The organism is Flavobacterium sp. (assembly GCF_044361015.1).
Classification (GTDB): Bacteria; Bacteroidota; Bacteroidia; order Flavobacteriales; family Flavobacteriaceae; genus Flavobacterium.
On the sequence record NZ_JBIKJL010000027.1, the window covers coordinates 1 to 16,465 of the forward strand.

General features: G+C 31.7%; 16 protein-coding genes and 3 tRNA genes. 14 read left to right on the forward strand and 5 right to left on the reverse strand.

All coding sequences use genetic code 11. The features are described 5' to 3' along the window. The 3 genes from ACIQ2Z_RS07980 to tgt form a co-directional block, all read right to left on the reverse strand. The coding region (locus tag ACIQ2Z_RS07980) for a DMT family transporter (protein WP_396183618.1) at nt 1-584 on the reverse strand (584 nt) is incomplete at its 3' end. Next, on the reverse strand, nt 571-1,650 hold the full coding sequence (locus tag ACIQ2Z_RS07985; protein ID WP_396183619.1) for an LptF/LptG family permease: 1,080 nt from the start codon (nt 1,648-1,650) through the stop codon (nt 571-573). The genes ACIQ2Z_RS07985 and ACIQ2Z_RS07980, both read right to left, overlap by 14 nt. 15 nt (nt 1,651-1,665) lie before the next feature. Next, nucleotides 1,666-2,796, reverse strand: coding sequence for a tRNA guanosine(34) transglycosylase Tgt (gene tgt / locus ACIQ2Z_RS07990; protein WP_396183620.1), 1,131 nt, complete (start codon nt 2,794-2,796; stop codon nt 1,666-1,668). A 192-nt stretch (nt 2,797-2,988) separates the two neighbouring features. On the opposite strand from tgt, the gene ACIQ2Z_RS07995 reads away from it, so the two are divergent. Further along, nucleotides 2,989-3,837: a transketolase gene (locus tag ACIQ2Z_RS07995; protein ID WP_396183621.1), complete on the forward strand. Its 849-nt coding sequence runs from the start codon at nt 2,989-2,991 to the stop codon at nt 3,835-3,837. 68 nt (nt 3,838-3,905) lie between these two features. Next, complete coding sequence (locus tag ACIQ2Z_RS08000) at nt 3,906-4,859, forward strand: transketolase family protein (RefSeq protein WP_396183622.1); 954 nt, start codon at nt 3,906-3,908, stop codon at nt 4,857-4,859. A gap of 52 nt (nt 4,860-4,911) precedes the next feature. Here ACIQ2Z_RS08000 and ACIQ2Z_RS08005 read toward each other — a convergent pair whose 3' ends face one another. Further along, the gene (locus ACIQ2Z_RS08005) at nt 4,912-5,880 is read right to left on the reverse strand and encodes an FKBP-type peptidyl-prolyl cis-trans isomerase (protein WP_396183623.1); all 969 of its coding nucleotides are present in this window, start codon (nt 5,878-5,880) and stop codon (nt 4,912-4,914) included. 125 nt (nt 5,881-6,005) lie between these two features. On the opposite strand from ACIQ2Z_RS08005, the gene ACIQ2Z_RS08010 reads away from it, so the two are divergent. The 3 genes from ACIQ2Z_RS08010 to ACIQ2Z_RS08020 are packed head-to-tail and all read left to right on the forward strand — an operon-like array spanning nt 6,006 to nt 7,460. After that, on the forward strand, nt 6,006-6,386 hold the full coding sequence (locus ACIQ2Z_RS08010) for an RNA-binding S4 domain-containing protein (protein ID WP_290859953.1): 381 nt from the start codon (nt 6,006-6,008) through the stop codon (nt 6,384-6,386). Continuing rightward, complete coding sequence (locus ACIQ2Z_RS08015) at nt 6,373-6,954, forward strand: methyltransferase domain-containing protein (protein WP_396183624.1); 582 nt, start codon at nt 6,373-6,375, stop codon at nt 6,952-6,954. The genes ACIQ2Z_RS08010 and ACIQ2Z_RS08015 overlap by 14 nt, the downstream gene beginning before the upstream one ends. A gap of 5 nt (nt 6,955-6,959) precedes the next feature. Beyond that, entirely contained in the window at nt 6,960-7,460 is a 501-nt protein-coding gene (locus tag ACIQ2Z_RS08020) for a phosphoribosyltransferase domain-containing protein (RefSeq protein ID WP_396183625.1), read from the forward strand. On the opposite strand, the gene ACIQ2Z_RS08025 is transcribed toward ACIQ2Z_RS08020, so the two are convergent. Then, a complete protein-coding gene (locus ACIQ2Z_RS08025; protein WP_396183626.1) occupies nt 7,449-7,967 on the reverse strand; it encodes a shikimate kinase in 519 nt (172 codons plus the stop codon). The two genes, ACIQ2Z_RS08020 and ACIQ2Z_RS08025, sit on opposite strands and share 12 nt — an antisense overlap. 128 nt (nt 7,968-8,095) lie before the next feature. Here ACIQ2Z_RS08025 and ACIQ2Z_RS08030 point away from each other — a divergent pair. The 9 genes from ACIQ2Z_RS08030 to ACIQ2Z_RS08070 all read left to right on the forward strand — a co-directional run bounded on the left by ACIQ2Z_RS08030 (nt 8,096) and on the right by ACIQ2Z_RS08070 (nt 16,464). Beyond that, nucleotides 8,096-8,168: transfer RNA gene (locus ACIQ2Z_RS08030), tRNA-Lys, on the forward strand. A 30-nt stretch (nt 8,169-8,198) separates the two neighbouring features. After that, a tRNA-Lys gene (locus ACIQ2Z_RS08035) sits at nt 8,199-8,271 on the forward strand. 45 nt (nt 8,272-8,316) lie between these two features. Continuing rightward, nucleotides 8,317-8,398, forward strand: a tRNA-Leu gene (locus tag ACIQ2Z_RS08040). 140 nt (nt 8,399-8,538) lie between these two features. Then, on the forward strand, nt 8,539-9,435 hold the full coding sequence (locus ACIQ2Z_RS08045) for a MerR family transcriptional regulator (protein WP_396183627.1): 897 nt from the start codon (nt 8,539-8,541) through the stop codon (nt 9,433-9,435). 54 nt (nt 9,436-9,489) lie between these two features. Beyond that, nucleotides 9,490-10,950, forward strand: coding sequence for a phytoene desaturase family protein (locus tag ACIQ2Z_RS08050; protein WP_396183628.1), 1,461 nt, complete (start codon nt 9,490-9,492; stop codon nt 10,948-10,950). Between the two features lie 21 nt (nt 10,951-10,971). Continuing rightward, on the forward strand, nt 10,972-11,811 hold the full coding sequence (locus ACIQ2Z_RS08055; protein ID WP_396183629.1) for a phytoene/squalene synthase family protein: 840 nt from the start codon (nt 10,972-10,974) through the stop codon (nt 11,809-11,811). Between the two features lie 12 nt (nt 11,812-11,823). Continuing rightward, entirely contained in the window at nt 11,824-12,264 is a 441-nt protein-coding gene (locus tag ACIQ2Z_RS08060; RefSeq protein WP_396183630.1) for a beta-carotene hydroxylase, read from the forward strand. Nucleotides 12,265-12,392: 128 nt separating this feature from the next. Next, nucleotides 12,393-14,312: a transglutaminase family protein gene (locus ACIQ2Z_RS08065; protein ID WP_396183631.1), complete on the forward strand. Its 1,920-nt coding sequence runs from the start codon at nt 12,393-12,395 to the stop codon at nt 14,310-14,312. 4 nt (nt 14,313-14,316) lie between these two features. After that, on the forward strand, nt 14,317-16,464 hold the full coding sequence (locus tag ACIQ2Z_RS08070) for a hypothetical protein (protein WP_396183632.1): 2,148 nt from the start codon (nt 14,317-14,319) through the stop codon (nt 16,462-16,464). Nucleotide 16,465 lies beyond the last annotated feature (1 nt).

The window sequence follows — 16,465 nt, forward strand, 5'->3', positions numbered from 1 at the left end:
GACAATAATAAATAGACGGAAAAACACAAAACACCTCCGGTTAACTCATAAAATGAAATAACCGTTGAATCGTACATTTTTGCATATTTCCCATTAATTACAGAAAAAAGTGCCGATAAAAATGCTGAAATTAAAGCTAAAATTATTCCTAAATAATAATCCCCTTCAACATTAAAAATGATATATAATCCACCCACTACAACAAGTCCAAATAAAACTTCATACCAAATCACTTTTCGTCGGTATAAAATTGGTTCTAAAAAAGAGGTAAAAAAAGCACCTGTTGATAAACACGCTAAAGTGACAGAAACATTAGAGACTTTAATGGCTTTAAAAAAAGTCAGCCAGTGTAAAGCAATGACCAATCCTAGAAGTAAAAACCCAAAAATTGTTTTTCTTGGCACAACAAAATTTGTCTTTTTATAGGACATAAATAAAATAATAAAACCTACGGCTAATAACATTCTAAACCATACCAAGGGTAAAGCATCCAAGGTGATTAATTCCCCCAGAATGGCTGTAAATCCCCAAATAAAAACAATTAAGTGAAGATGTAAATAACTTTTAAGGTTATCGTTTGGCATTTTTAAGTAAATAAACGGCTAATATACCAAAAACAAAATTTGGAAACCAAACGGCTATAAAAGGAGGAATACTGGACTTTTCAGCCATGGTGCCAAAGATCTTATCGAAGAAAATATAAGTAAAAGCAAGAACTATCCCGATGGCTAAGTTCACTCCCATTCCGCCACGGCGTTTCATGGAAGAAACAGAAACTGCAATTATCGTTAAAATAAAAGCAGTAACCGGCAAACTGTATTTGCGATACAGCACTACTAAATAGGTATTTATATTAGCGTTGCCTCGTGCTTTTTCTTTTTTAATAAATTTATTTAACTCTGGTAAAGTAAGCGTTTCCGCTATGTATATCACAGGCGTTAAATCTTCTAAATCAAAATTAAAAATGGTGTCTTTTTTCTCTGATTTTTCTAAAATATCACCGTAAATTCCAACTTTTCTTTTTTGGTATCCAAACATGGTATATGTGCTATCTTTTTCATTCCATTTCAATCTGCTGGCTAAAATTTTGTATTCCAACTTTTCCCCTTTAAATTTCTCTAAAGTAAAATTAAAAGCCGTTTTCGAAACTGAATTAAAATTACTGACATAAATAAATTCATCATCACTAATTTGCCTGAAAACATTTGAATTTTCTCTAATTTCAGCATTGTTTTTTAAATAAGTATACCTAAAATCATTAAAACCTTTACTGGCTTTTGGCACAAGAAAAAAGCCCATGATTAAGGCAAAAACTGAAACCATTGTTGCACCCAATATATACGGTCTCAAAAATCGGGAAAATGAAATTCCTGAACTTAAAATAGCTATAATTTCAGTATTATTTGCTAATTTGGAAGTAAACCATATAACAGATAAAAATAAAAAAATAGGAAATAATAGATTTGCAAAATAAATTGTAAAATCGAGATAATAGATTGCTACGGCTTTAAAAGGCACTTTGCTCTCTAAAATTTTATTAATTTTTTCAGCTACATCGATTACAATCCCAATAGGAATAAAAAGCAATAACATGACCACGAAAGTAGCTAAGTATCTTTTTAATATGTATTTATCGATGATTTTTAACATCCTATTTCCAGTTAATTATAATCTTTGACTCATTTGTTTAACCATTTGTTCTTTCCAAACCCTGAAATCACCTGCTAAGATATGTTTTCTCGCTTCACGAACCAGCCACATATAAAAACCGAGATTATGAATGGTCGCAATTTGTTTCCCAAGATACTCATTTGCTGCAAATAAATGCCGTAAATAAGCTTTGGTATATTCGGTATCAACAAAGGTAATTCCCATTTCATCAATAGGCGAAAAATCATCCTCCCACTTTTTATTTTTGATATTTATTGATCCATGAGCTGTAAACAACATTCCGTTTCGGGCATTTCGGGTTGGCATCACACAATCGAACATGTCAATTCCTAAGGCTATATTTTCTAATATATTGACAGGTGTTCCTACTCCCATTAAATAACGGGGTTTATTTTGTGGTAAAATAGCGGTTACGATTTCAGTCATCGCATACATTTCCTCAGCAGGCTCTCCAACTGAAAGTCCACCAATAGCGTTCCCTTGAGCTCCGGCATTTGCAATATATTCCGCTGATTCCTTTCTTAAATCTTTATATGTACTTCCTTGAACAATTGGAAAAAAAGTTTGCTCATAACCATATTTAAAAGGAAGATTTTCTAAATGATTAATACAACGATCTAACCAACGGTGCGTCATGTGCATGGAACGTTTGGCATAGCGATAATCACAGGGATAAGGTGTGCATTCATCAAAAGCCATGATAATATCGGCTCCAATGGTTCGTTGAATTTCCATCACATTTTCCGGAGAAAAGAAATGATAGGAACCATCAATATGGCTTTTGAATTTTACACCTTCTTCCTTAATTTTTCTGTTTGAAGAAAGTGAATACACTTGATAACCACCACTATCAGTCAAGATATTTCTATCCCAATTCATGAATTTATGTAAACCTCCTGCTTTTTCTAAAATTTCTGTCTGTGGTCGAAGGTATAAATGATAAGTATTTCCAAGAATAATATCCGGATTGATATCGTCTTTTAATTCACGTTGGTGTACTCCTTTAACAGAAGCAACCGTTCCAACCGGCATAAAAATAGGAGTTTCAATTACGCCGTGATTAGTTTTTATACTTCCGGCACGGGCTTTCGAATGAGGGTCAGTCGTCAATAAATCAAACTTCATATATATTTTTTACAGAGGGCAAAGATAAAAGATTTCACTTTTCTGATGGTTGTTTTGGGAATTATTTATGTTTCTAATTAACGCTGTTTACTAACAATTTATCTTGAAAACTTTAACAAAATTCTAATTCTCTCTTGAAACAAAATCTAATATTTGATTTACCTTTGCCCTAGTTTAACATTTATCATTAAAATGAAACCTAACACACAACAACTAAACGACTTTGTAATACAAGTCAGAAGAGACATTCTTCGAATGGTACACGCCGTAAATTCGGGACATCCCGGAGGTTCTTTAGGATGTACAGAATTTTTTACAGCTCTTTACCAAGTCATTCTCGACAGAAAAGAAGGGTTTAACATGGATGGGAATGGCGAAGATTTATTTTTCTTATCAAATGGTCATATTTCGCCTGTTTTTTACAGTGTTTTGGCCCGCAGTGGTTATTTTCCAATATCAGAATTGGCTACCTTTAGATTATTAAATACACGTTTACAAGGACATCCAACCACTCATGAGGGTTTACCCGGTATTCGTGTAGCTTCCGGCTCATTAGGTCAAGGCATGTCCGTTTCTATTGGTGCTGCCTTAGCAAAAAAATTAAATGGTGATAAACACTTGATTTATTCACTTCACGGTGATGGCGAGTTACAAGAAGGCCAAAATTGGGAGGCTATGATGTATGCAGCAGCCTATAAAGTTGATAATTATATTGCAACGGTTGATTTAAATGGTAAGCAAATAGATGGAGCAACGGATGAAGTTTTACCCATGGGTGATATTAAAGCAAAATTTACTGCCTTTGGTTGGGATGTATTAGAAATAACCGAAGGAAATAACATTGAAGCTATCTTAGCCGGAATGTCTGAAGCTAAATCCAGAACCGGAAAAGGAAAACCCCTTTGCGTTTTGTTGCATACCGAAATGGGAAATGGTGTTGACTTTATGATGCACACGCATGCATGGCATGGAAAAGCTCCCAACGACGATCAATTAGCAAAAGCGTTAGAACAAAACCCCGTAACTTTAGGTGATTATTAAATTGCTTTTTGCACTATGCTCTAAGCCTTATGCTTATTGCCTAATGCCTGAAGCCTATAGGAAAAAAAATGAAAAAATATACCAATACAGGAAGTAAAGATACTCGTTCAGGATTTGGAGCAGGAATGACCGAACTCGGACAAAAAAACGAAAATGTGGTTGCCTTGTGTGCCGACTTAATTGGCTCGTTAAAATTTGATGATTTCAAAAAAAATCATCCGGAACGTTTTTTCCAAATCGGAATTGCAGAAGCCAATATGATTGGAATTGCAGCCGGATTAACCATTGGTGGTAAAATTCCGTTTACAGGAACGTTCGCCAACTTTTCTACAGGAAGAGTGTACGATCAAATTCGTCAATCGGTTGCTTATTCAGACAAAAATGTAAAAATTTGTGCTTCTCATGCCGGATTAACTTTAGGAGAAGACGGAGCAACACACCAAATTTTAGAAGACATCGGTTTGATGAAAATGCTTCCCGGAATGACAGTAATTAACACTTGTGATTACAATCAAACCAAAGCTGCGACCTTGGCCATTGCCGATCACCACGGTCCGGTTTATTTACGTTTTGGTCGTCCGGTAGTACCAAATTTCATGCCTGCTGACGAACCATTTGTTTTAGGAAAAGCAATCCTTTTGAATGAAGGAAGCGATGTTACCATTATAGCTACCGGACATTTAGTTTGGGAAGCTTTGATTGCGGCAGAAAAACTGGAAGAAAAAGGAATTTCTGCAGAAGTTATCAATATACATACTATTAAACCATTAGATGAAGAAGCAATTTTAAAATCGATTGCTAAAACAGGTTGTGTAGTTACTGCAGAAGAGCATAATATTTTAGGAGGTTTAGGAGAAAGTGTTGCCCGAACTTTATCTTTAAATAATCCAGTTCCTCAAGAATTTGTAGCAGTAAATGACAGTTTTGGTGAAAGTGGAACTCCTGACCAATTGATGGAAAAATACCAATTAAATCACCAAGCTATTATTGCAAAAGCAGAAAAAGTAATTAAAAGAAAATAACCATCCTTTTTTCCTCAAATAAAAAATCCCGATTGCTCGGGATTTTTTTTATTTATTGATGACAGCTAGGGTCAAGGTATCTTTTTAACCTAATTGGATTGGTTGTGTTTCCACTACAATCCGGAATAGTTGTAAAATCATAATACTCTTGTGGGTCAGTTCCTGAAATTTTGAATTCATTTCTGGTTAAAAAACCATCCTCATCATCATCGGTATCTAAAAAATCAGGAATTAAATCACCATCTGAATCTTGCATAAAGTAATCCGTTTCCGTTCCATATAATTCCATATAAGATAAAATTCTATCCGAATCATGATCATTAAAGTTTAAACTTTTTAATTTTATTTGGAATACTAAATTCGAATAACTCGGTAAATTAACCCCTTTGGGTATGTTAAAATAACCTAATCCAGAAGGAATAAAAACCAAACAATTACCAAAATTTAAATAATTTAGAGTTCCATCACCATTTTCAGAAACACTCTCAGCAGTTTTCATTTCAGGTAAAATTTGTCTGAATCCAGAAATAAAAACATTAGAAAGAGGAAATGATGTCCAAACCGGAGTTGAAGTTCTATCAAACTCAACATTATCTAAATTCCAACCTTTATAATCTACAAAAGATGAATCAATTGTAAGTGGTCTTTCACCCCCTCCCTCGTTTAATACAATGAAATACAATTTATATTCCACAGGATCATCAATTCTTCCATCTGTTCGCAATGTAACTCTATCATCATTTTTTACAGTTATACTTTGCAGTGGAAAATCCGTTTGATTCCAAATTGAAACTTGGCTTCCTCCGGTAGGAATTTTAGCAATAGTAGCATTCAACTCACTATCTAAAGTTAAATAATTTGTTTTTAAATAGTCTTCTATTTCTCCAATATCAACTGCATATTGTTCAGTTCTGTCATTAGGTGGAACTCCAACAGGTATATTATCATCATCTTTACATGAAAAAAACAATACCGAAAAAACGACCATCAATACAGATGATTTTAAATTTTTTAATAGCATATTTAACTAATTTTTGTTGTATTTATATTACTTATTTAGTTGAATACTTTTTCTAAAATAAGTGCTGCAAGATACAATTTTGATTTATTTTTGTATAAAAATTAACGTAGAATTCTGAATAAAGTATGAGAGTCGATAAATATTTATGGTGTGTTCGTTATTTCAAAACCAGAAACATGGTTACTGAGCTTTGCAAAAAAAACCATGTTACAGTAAATGGTATAGTAGCGAAACCCTCTCGTGAAGTTTTTCCATCCGATGCTGTTACATTTAGAAGAGACCAAATCACATATAAAATAAGGGTGTTAGCAATACCGGAAAACAGAGTTGGAGCTAAATTGGTTGATATTTATCGAAAAGATGAAACTCCCGAAGAAGCTTTTGCACATTTAGAACTACTAAAATTATCCAAGGAACATTATCGAAAAAACGGTGAAGGGAGACCAACAAAAAAAGACCGAAGGGATATAGAAAATTATACAGAAGATACTAATGAAACTGAATAAAGATTATTGGGAAAACAGGTATCATTTGAATGAGATTGGATGGGATATCGGAACCGTTTCTACACCTTTAAAGGAATATATCGATCAGATTGAAAACAAAGAGTTAAAAATATTAATCCCGGGTGCAGGAAATGGATATGAATTTGAATATTTATACAATACCGGATTTCAAAATGTGTTTGTTATAGATATCGCTAAAACACCTTTAGAAAATATTCAAACGAGAATGCCTCACCTTGATGATAAACACTTAATTCATAAAGACTTTTTTGAGCTAAGTGATACTTTTGATTTAATCATAGAACAAACTTTTTTTTGTGCAATAGCACCTGATTTGCGAAAACAATATGTGTCAAAAATGGCCTCTTTATTAAATTCAGGTGGTAAAATAGTTGGCTTACTTTTTCAATTTCCGTTAACTGAAAAAGGGCCACCTTTTGGTGGAAATGAAAATGAATACCGAGCCTTATTTCAAAATCAATTCAATATAAAAACATTAGAAACTGCTCATAATTCAATAAAACCAAGAGAAAACAACGAACTCTTTTTTATCTTTGAGAAAAAATAAAACTTATGTCACAAAACATTATACTCACTCATCAGGAAATCGAACATAAAATCAAGCGGATAGCTTATCAAATCTATGAAACTTTTGTAGATGAAAAAGAAATTGTAATTGCAGGGATTGCTAAAAATGGGTTTATTTTTGCCCAAAAATTAGCCAAAGATTTAGAAAAAATAGCAGAATTCAAAGTGACATTGTGTGAAGTGCATGCAAATAAACATAATCCTTTTGAACCTATCATCACTTCCTTAGATAAAGCAGCCTATGAAAACAAAGGATTGATTTTAGTGGATGATGTTCTTAATTCCGGGACTACTTTAGTTTATGGAGTGAAACATTTTTTAGGTGTTCCGTTAACAAAATTCAAAACTGCCGTTTTAGTAGATAGGAATCATAAAAAATACCCTGTAAAAGTAGATTTTAAAGGAATTTCACTATCCACTTCATTTCAGGAACATGTTCAAATTGTTTTCGAAGAAGGAAATAGTTATGCTTATTTAAGTCAGTAATTTAATAATCTCCTGAACTACTTCCTTTTCCGATTTATTATCTGTAGAAATGAAATGCTGAGCTTGGTGATAATAGTAACTTCTGTCAAAAAGGTGTTTGGTTATAAACTCTTTTAGTTCATCCTCATTCATTTGAGCAATCAAAGGTCTTTCTGCTTTACTTTGCAATAATCTTTTGGATAGCTCCTCAACAGATGTTTTAAGGTAAATTGAAATCACCTCTTTCTCTTTTAGAAATAAGTGATTATTTGCATAACAGGGTGTTCCCCCACCGACACTCAACACAAAATCATCTTGCGATTCCATTAAATCTTTAAAAACTGTATGTTCAATTTTTCTAAAATAAATTTTACCATCCGTTTCAAAAATTGAATTGATAGATTTTCCTTTTTTTTTTTCTATAAGTTTATCCAAATCCAGGTGTTTTTTTTTCAAAACATCAGCTACTAGAGAAGCGATTGTGGTCTTACCTGACCCCATATATCCGAGTAAAATAATTTTTTTCATTATAATAATTCCTTGTACAGTAAGGGGTTAAAAAAGAATCTGCCAAAAAGACAAATTTAAGACAAAATTGCTTTGAAAAATAAATAATAAGGACGTATATTTGCACCCGCATTCAAGAAATTGCATTTGACTCGATAGCTCAGTTGGTAGAGCACATCACTTTTAATGATGGGGTCCTGGGTTCGAGCCCCAGTCGGGTCACAATTTTTTTGAAATTTTTTTGATGCTAATGACTCGATAGCTCAGTTGGTAGAGCACATCACTTTTAATGATGGGGTCCTGGGTTCGAGCCCCAGTCGGGTCACAAGTAAAGACGTTGCATGCAACGTCTTTACTTTTTTTATTATCAGGCCACGTGGAGAAATTGGTAGACTCGCCATCTTGAGGGGGTGGTGCTGCAAGGCTTATGGGTTCGAATCCCATCGTGGTCACGAATGAATACTTCAAACGTAAAAACACTCAGTTTACTTGAGTGTTTTTTTGTTTTAAAATACCATTTCAAAAAAAATATTTAAAAACCCATAAAGATTATTTTATTTGTTTACTTTTGTTTAACAAATAATACTAAAAAATGAACAATGTAAAAAATGTTTTTAGCATCAAAGATTTAGAAAACCTTTCCGGCATCAAAGCACACACCATTAGAATCTGGGAAAAAAGGTATAATGTATTAGAACCGATGCGTACAGAAACAAACATTCGTTATTATGATTTAGTTGCCCTCCAAAAGCTACTTAACATTACCTTGTTACATAATCACGGTTATAAAATTTCAAAAATTTCAAAACTCTCTCCCGACAAAATTAACGTAATGATAAGGGAAATTGTGAATGAAAAGAGCGTTAAAAATCATGCAATTAATGCCTTTAAAATGGCAATGATGAATTTTGACCAAGTGCTATTTTTCAACACCTATTCAAATTTACTTTCAGAAAAATCATTTCGTGAAGTCTTTTATGAAGTTTTCATACCGCTTATGAATGAAATTGGATTGTTGTGGCAAGCAGAAGCAATCACTCCTGCTCATGAACATTTTATAAGCTACCTAATTAAACAAAAGCTATTAGTTATCACCGAAAAAATACAGCTATTAGAACCCACTCGGACGGATAAAGTTTTTGTGCTCTTTTTACCGGCAAACGAAATTCACGAATTAGGGTTAATGTATCTCAATTATGAAGTTATATTAAATGGCTATAAAACAATATATTTAGGAGAAAGTGTTCCCATTGATAGTTTAAAAGATATAAAACGTTATTTCGACAATGTAGTCTACATTTCATACATGACAGTTGAACCTACGAAAGACAATATATCAGATTATATGAAAGAAATTCATAAAGAGATTCTTGAGGGAGAAAATTCTGAATTATGGGCAATTGGTCGCATGACGGAATTCATTAAACCAAATCAAAATTCTAAAATTAAAACTTTCAATTCAATACTAGAATTATCCAAAGAATTATAATTTTTTCATAATCCTCTGTTTTGTTTAGCTTTTTTACTATTTTTGTTAAACATTATGAAGAAAGATATACACATTATTGGTTCCGGGTTTTCTGCATTAGCAGCAGCTTGTTATTTAGCAAAAGCAGGGCATGAAATAACGGTTTTTGAAAAAAATTCAACAATTGGCGGCCGTGCTAGACAATTAAAAAAAGAAGGGTTCACCTTTGACATTGGTCCAACTTGGTATTGGATGCCTGATGTTTTTGAACGATTTTTTGCTGATTTTGGAAAAAAACCTTCTGATTATTACGAATTAATAAAACTCTCTCCCGCTTATCAAGTTTATTTTGGAATTATTGATTTTGTTACAATTGCTGATAATTTACCTGAAATAATCAACACCTTTGAGTCGATTGAAAAAGGAAGTGGTAAAACACTTGAAAAATTTATGGCAGAAGCCAAAAACAATTATGATATTGCCATTAAAGATTTAGTTTATAATCCGGGTGTTTCCCCGCTGGAATTAATAACTTTAGAAACTGCTAAAAAAGTTGGTCAATTTTTTTCTACTATCAGTAAAGAAGTTCGAAAACGGTTCAAAAATGATAAACTCATCCAAATTTTAGAATTTCCTGTTTTATTTTTGGGAGCAAAACCAAGTAATACTCCTGCTTTTTATAGTTTTATGAATTTTGCAGATTTCGGTTTAGGAACATGGCATCCAAAAAATGGAATGTATAGTGTTGTACTTGCAATGGAAACTTTGGCAAAAGAACTCGGTGTAGTTTTTCAAACAAATGCTTCAGTGGATAAAATCATTGTTAAAAATAAAGCGGCCATTGGCATACAAATAAATGGTAAAAAACATTTTTGTGACATTGTTTTAAGTGGTGCTGATTATCATCATACAGAAACATTATTGGACAAAAAAGACAGAGTTTACACTGAATCTTTTTGGGAAAATAAAACATTCGCTCCCTCTTCACTTCTATTTTACATTGGATTTGACAAAAAAATTGAAAATGTAGAACACCATACATTATTTTTTGATGTCTCGTTTGAAAAACATGCAGAAGCTATTTATGACAATCCAAAATGGCCGGAAGAACCCTTGTTTTATGCCAGTTTCCCATCAAAAACAGATTCATCCGTAGCACCATCAGGAAGAGAAGCAGGAATATTTTTAATACCATTAGCACCCGGAATTGAAGACACTGAAGCAATCAGACAAAAATATTTTGAAAAAATAATTACCCGTTTTGAAAAATTAACACAACAAAATATAAAAAATAATATTATTTTTATGGAGTCATTTTGTGTAAACGATTTCATTAAAGACTATAATTCCTACAAAGGGAATGCTTATGGAATGGCGAATACACTTATGCAAACAGCTTTTTTGAGACCAAAATTAAAGAGTAAAAAAGTGGAACATCTCTATTTTACCGGTCAATTAACAGTGCCCGGTCCTGGTGTTCCTCCCTCTTTAATTTCAGGGAAATTAGTTTCAGAATTAATCGAAAAGTATTCTTAAATCAAGTTATAAATTACCGGTATGAAATCAATTTTTGACCATGTATCCTTTGAATGCAGTAAGTTAGTAACTAAATCTTACAGCACGTCTTTTTCTTCTGCCGTAAAAATGCTTGCCCCAAGTATTCGGGAAGATATTTATAATATATATGGATTTGTTCGATTCGCAGATGAAATTGTAGATTCGTTTCATCAATATGATAAAGAACTTCTTTTTGAATTATTTGAACAGGATTTAGAAAAAGCATTACATAACAAAATTAGTTTAAATCCAATTTTAAACTCTTATCAACATACTGTGAATCGTTATGAAATCCCAAAAGATTTAATTGATGCATTTATGAAAAGTATGAAACAGGATTTATATAAAAAAGAATATCAAACTACCGCTGAATACCAAGAATATATTTATGGCTCTGCAGATGTAGTTGGCCTTATGTGTTTAAAAGTTTTTGTGAATGGAAATGAAGTTTTATATGAAGAATTAAAGCAAAGTGCCATGCGATTGGGTTCTGCTTTTCAAAAAGTGAATTTTTTAAGAGATTTAAAGGCTGATTTTGAAGATTTAAACAGAACTTATTTTCCTAATACTAATTTAAATCAACTGGATGAAACTTCAAAACAAGAGATTATAGCAGAAATTGAATCAGACTTTGCGGCAGGATTTGTAGGGATTCAAAAGCTTCCAATTGAAGCTAAGTTTGGTGTTTATACGGCTTATATATATTATAAAAAATTGTTGTCAAAATTAAAAAAGACACCTTCATTAGAAATAAAAAATACCCGTATTAGAGTACCTGATTATGAAAAAGCAGGACTTTTAGCAAAATGTTATCTTAATTATCGATTGAATTTTATTTAAACTTAACTTATTATGTGGATTCATATTCTCATTTTTTTTGCTACCTTTTTCATGATGGAATTTATGGCTTGGTTTACCCACAAATATATTATGCACGGAATTCTATGGCATCTACACGCCGATCATCACAAAAAAGAACATGATTCTTGGTTTGAACGCAACGATACTTTCTTTATATTTTATGCTATTGTTAGCATAAGTTTTTTTCTCTTGTGGAAATATGAAATTTTAGAAATAGGTCTGGCAGTTGGCTTAGGAATTTTAGCCTACGGATTAACTTATTTTTTTATTCATGACATCTTTATTCATCAGCGATTTAAACTTTTCAGAAATGCAAACAATATATACGCAAGAGCATTAAGAAGAGCGCACAAAATGCATCATAAGCACATTGGTAAGGAGCATGGAGAATGCTTTGGCATGCTTATAATTCCCTTTAAATATTTCAAATAAACAGTATTAATTTGCTGTTTATCTGTTTATAATTTCAGTCTAATTTTTAACAGATTTATTCTTAAGTTATTCTTATAAATCATAGTTTTTCCTATTTATTTTTATTTAATTAGCGGAAAATTATTTTTATGAATATCAAAGTAAATTTACTTCTTTGTCTTTTTATCGGCTTTTCAGTTTTTGGACAAAAAAATATTGATCCTACTCCTGCTGATATTGACCTTGCAAAATCGATTAGAAGTAAATATGAAAAGTCAGATGTAGCAATCCTTGAAAGTACGGAGAATATCACATTCGGTTACAATAAATCTACTTCAAATGTAACAGTAGATTTATCAGTAGATGAATTACTCATGAATATCAACCATCGGGCAGATATTTTCAAGTATGAATTTTATGATAGCTCTTCAAAAATTGAAAATTTCACTATCAAATACCGCAATGATAAATTAGCCTATTTTGCCGTTCAAGATGAGTTTTACAAAGACAACGATTTATTTTATAATGATGCCCGTGTTAAACATGTAAAAATAGACTTCCCGGTTCAAGGGTATACTTATAATTATCATATCGATAAGAAATTTGAAGATGTAAAATATTTCACTTCTATCTATTTTAACGATGAATTTCCGGTGATTAAGAAAAAAATAAAAGTCACTATTCCAAAATGGTTGAATTTAGAGTTAAAAGAAATGAACTTTCAAGAACATTCTATCGTAAAAACCCAAACAACTGACGCCAAAAAAAACACGACAACATTTGTTTATGAATTTAACGACATCCCTGCTTTAATTTCAGAAGAAAACAGTCCCGGCCGTTCTTATTTATATCCACATCTTTTAGTCATTGCCAAATCATATGAAATGAATGGTGAAAAAACTACACTATTCAATTCAACTGCAGATTTATATAAATGGTATAAATCACTTATTGATCAAATGAAAGATGATCCGGAGCAATTAAAAAGTAAAGTAACTGAACTGACTGCGAAAACTAAAACTGACGAAGAAAAAATAAAAAACATTTATTATTGGGTACAAGATAACATACGATACATCGCTTTTGAAGATGGTATTGCGGGTTTTAAACCTGACGATTCACAAAATGTATTCAAAAAAAGATATGGTGATTGTAAAGGAATGGCAAACCTCATCAAACAAATGATGATTATTGCCGGTTTTGATGCTAGGCTTACATGGATTGGAACAAAGCATATTGCTTATGATTATTCCATACCCTCACTTTCAGTTGACAACCACATGATTTGCACAGTACTATACAAAGGAAAACAAATCTATTTAGATGGTACTGAAAAAAATATTTCTTTAGAGGAATATGCTGAAAGAATTCAAAATAAAGAAACCTTAATTGAAAATGGTGATACTTATATAATCGGTAAAATTCCAACCGTACTAGCTAGTCAGAACAAGGAGACTTTCCGTGCAAAATTAGTAGTAGATGGTGAAAAATTAAAAGGCTCTTGTAAAAGAACCTATTTAGGAGAAAGTCGCACTGAATTTCAAAACATTTATAATAGTTTTGAAACGGATAAAAAAGCAGAAGCATTAGAACGATACCTTTCTAAAAACGACAAAAATAATCATGTAACTTCCATTAAAACAAGTGATTTAAAGTCAAGGGAACAAGCTCTAACAATTGATTATGAACTAGAATCTGAAAATCGATTAAGTAACTTTGATGGCGAAATGTATTTGAACTTTGAATTCATGAATGAATATAAAAAATTCACTTTAAAAGATCGTAAAACAGATTATGAACTTGATTATAAAACCTTATATGATTCTGAAGTTACTATTTTATTACCAGCAGGATACAAAGTTGTAAAACTACCTGAAAATTTAACCCAAAAAGAAGAAGACTATCAAGTGGAAGTATCTTTCTCACAAAAAGGCAATGAACTTCTTTATCGTAAAGTTTTTATTTTCAACAATGCAATTTTACCAAAAAACAAACAAGAAAAATGGAATACCACTCATAAAAAACTTGTCGAATTTTATAATTCATCCATCACTTTAATAAAATCATAATTTAATGAAAAAAATTTTTATTCTTTGCCTTTTAATTGCAACCACTATCAATGCCCAAGATAACTTAAAGATTCGCGACTTCTTTTGGGGAAAACAAGACACTAATTCAAAAACGGTGGCTATTCCTGACAAATGGAAAAATGAATCAGCTGTTATTATTTATAAATTTGATTTTTATGATTACCATAAATTCGGTAAAAATGTAAATTATACTTCGGCTAAACGAATCAGGGTAAAATTATTGGATGAAGCAGCTGTAAAAGAATTTTCTGAATTTACTTTTACCGAACGTTTTTTGTCCAGTAAAGGTTATGCCATGAAAAGAGGCACTAATTCAATTGGTATAAAAGTAATAAAACCAGATGGCAAAGAAAATATTTTGGATGTTAGTAAGGAATCTGTAGTAGCTGACAAAGAAAAAAAGATAGCAATTCCAAACTTAGAAATTGGTGATATCATTGATTATTACCTGCATTCAGAAGAACCTTTCAAATCTATCATTGAAGTGGGCTTTGATCCGGTAGAAACAAATTTGGGAGATGTATATCCTATTATGGACTACAAACTGACTTTTCAAACAGAAAATGATTTCTTTGTAAATTTTAACACCTATAATGGTGCTCCAAAATTAACGCAAATACCAACCAAAAGTAGTGGCGAACGCATCTATGAATTAGCCGCAACTAATCTTGATAAAAACGATTTCCCACGCTGGTTTTACCCTTTAGTTGAATTACCCTGCTATAAATTCCAAGTGTTTTTTGCCCGTTCCGGTAAATTCGAGGAAAGAGCAAAAGCCTTTTTGTCAGAGAAAGAAAAAGACGTAAAATCAACCGTTACAAAAGAAGATATTTTTAACTATTATGATTCAAAATTCCTTGCGGAAGGAAATGTTTCTCAAATAAATGACTTCTTAAAAGGCAAGAATTTTAAAGATGACGAAGAAAAAATAAGAGAAGTATATTACTTTACCAGACATCAATACTTCACTCAATATGTTGAGGCATTTGTAGCAAAAGATGCCAATATTTTTTATCCTTTTGAACTATATCCCAATGCAATATTTTTTAATACGGAAGAACATTTTATTAGACATTTTATGTTCTTTTTAAAGAAAAATGACATTTCGTATGATATTGTGGTAGGAACAGATCGTTATAACGGGGATATTAAAGATTTATTAATTCAACAGAATGTTTCAATTTTACTAAGAGTAAATACGCCTAAACCTATTTTTCTGGAATTTTTTACTCCTTTTACGAGTGCCGACCAATTTGATTTTAATCTTGAAAACACAAAAGCCTATTTGTTACAGGTTTCTAAAGGCAAAAAAATTATTGATGCAGAATCAATTACGTTGCCAAGTTCAACGAAAAATGATAATATTAACCGATCGGTTATCAAAATCAGTTTAAAAGAAGACCTAGCCAGTTTTGATATAAATCGTGAACAGTCATTATTTGGACATTATAAAGAAGGTGAACAGTCAGATAAATTATACTTTTTTGATTATGTATATGAAGATTATAAAAAATATGGCAATACCCCATTAATGGAGCTTGTAAAAAACAAAAAACAAAGAGCTCAGTACACAAAAGAATTCGATGCCTTGATTGCAAAATCAAAAGAAAATCAAAAAGAAAGTTTTATCAAATCTGTAAAAGAAGAATTTGAAATTGACATTGAAAACTATTCGATGGAAATAAAAAAAACGGGCAGATTTGGCAGAAATGAACCAATGCAATACACGGAAAAATTTACCATTACTGATCAATACATCAAAAAAGCCGGAAACAATCTAATGGTCGAATTAGGTAAATTTCTAACATCGCAAATTGAGCTTTCTAAAAAAGAAAAAGAACGTACAAATAACGTTTATATGACGTTCCCTAGACAAATTGAACAAGAAATTCAATTTGAAATTCCGACTGGTTACACTATCTCCGGACTTGAAAAATTCAATAAAAAAGTAGAAAATGAAACAGGAGGTTTTGTCAGCACTGCAACACAAAACGGGAATCTGATAACTATTAAAACGACTAAATATTATACCAATTATTTTGAACCAAACAGCAATTGGAAAAAAATGGTTGACTTTTTAGATGCTTCTTACCAATTTACACAAGAAAAAGTTTTATTGAAAAAGAATTAAA

Bases quoted from the DNA above. Each gene is read 5' to 3' on its own strand.
- ACIQ2Z_RS07985 (WP_396183619.1), bottom strand. From the start codon at position 1,650: ATGTTAAAAATCATCGATAAATACATATTAAAAAGATACTTAGCTACT.
- tgt (WP_396183620.1), bottom strand. From the start codon at position 2,796: ATGAAGTTTGATTTATTGACGACTGACCCTCATTCGAAAGCCCGTGCC.
- ACIQ2Z_RS07995 (WP_396183621.1), top strand. From the start codon at position 2,989: ATGAAACCTAACACACAACAACTAAACGACTTTGTAATACAAGTCAGA.
- ACIQ2Z_RS08000 (WP_396183622.1), top strand. From the start codon at position 3,906: ATGAAAAAATATACCAATACAGGAAGTAAAGATACTCGTTCAGGATTT.
- ACIQ2Z_RS08005 (WP_396183623.1), bottom strand. From the start codon at position 5,880: ATGCTATTAAAAAATTTAAAATCATCTGTATTGATGGTCGTTTTTTCG.
- ACIQ2Z_RS08010 (WP_290859953.1), top strand. From the start codon at position 6,006: ATGAGAGTCGATAAATATTTATGGTGTGTTCGTTATTTCAAAACCAGA.
- ACIQ2Z_RS08015 (WP_396183624.1), top strand. From the start codon at position 6,373: ATGAAACTGAATAAAGATTATTGGGAAAACAGGTATCATTTGAATGAG.
- ACIQ2Z_RS08020 (WP_396183625.1), top strand. From the start codon at position 6,960: ATGTCACAAAACATTATACTCACTCATCAGGAAATCGAACATAAAATC.
- ACIQ2Z_RS08025 (WP_396183626.1), bottom strand. From the start codon at position 7,967: ATGAAAAAAATTATTTTACTCGGATATATGGGGTCAGGTAAGACCACA.
- ACIQ2Z_RS08045 (WP_396183627.1), top strand. From the start codon at position 8,539: ATGAACAATGTAAAAAATGTTTTTAGCATCAAAGATTTAGAAAACCTT.
- ACIQ2Z_RS08050 (WP_396183628.1), top strand. From the start codon at position 9,490: ATGAAGAAAGATATACACATTATTGGTTCCGGGTTTTCTGCATTAGCA.
- ACIQ2Z_RS08055 (WP_396183629.1), top strand. From the start codon at position 10,972: ATGAAATCAATTTTTGACCATGTATCCTTTGAATGCAGTAAGTTAGTA.
- ACIQ2Z_RS08060 (WP_396183630.1), top strand. From the start codon at position 11,824: ATGTGGATTCATATTCTCATTTTTTTTGCTACCTTTTTCATGATGGAA.
- ACIQ2Z_RS08065 (WP_396183631.1), top strand. From the start codon at position 12,393: ATGAATATCAAAGTAAATTTACTTCTTTGTCTTTTTATCGGCTTTTCA.
- ACIQ2Z_RS08070 (WP_396183632.1), top strand. From the start codon at position 14,317: ATGAAAAAAATTTTTATTCTTTGCCTTTTAATTGCAACCACTATCAAT.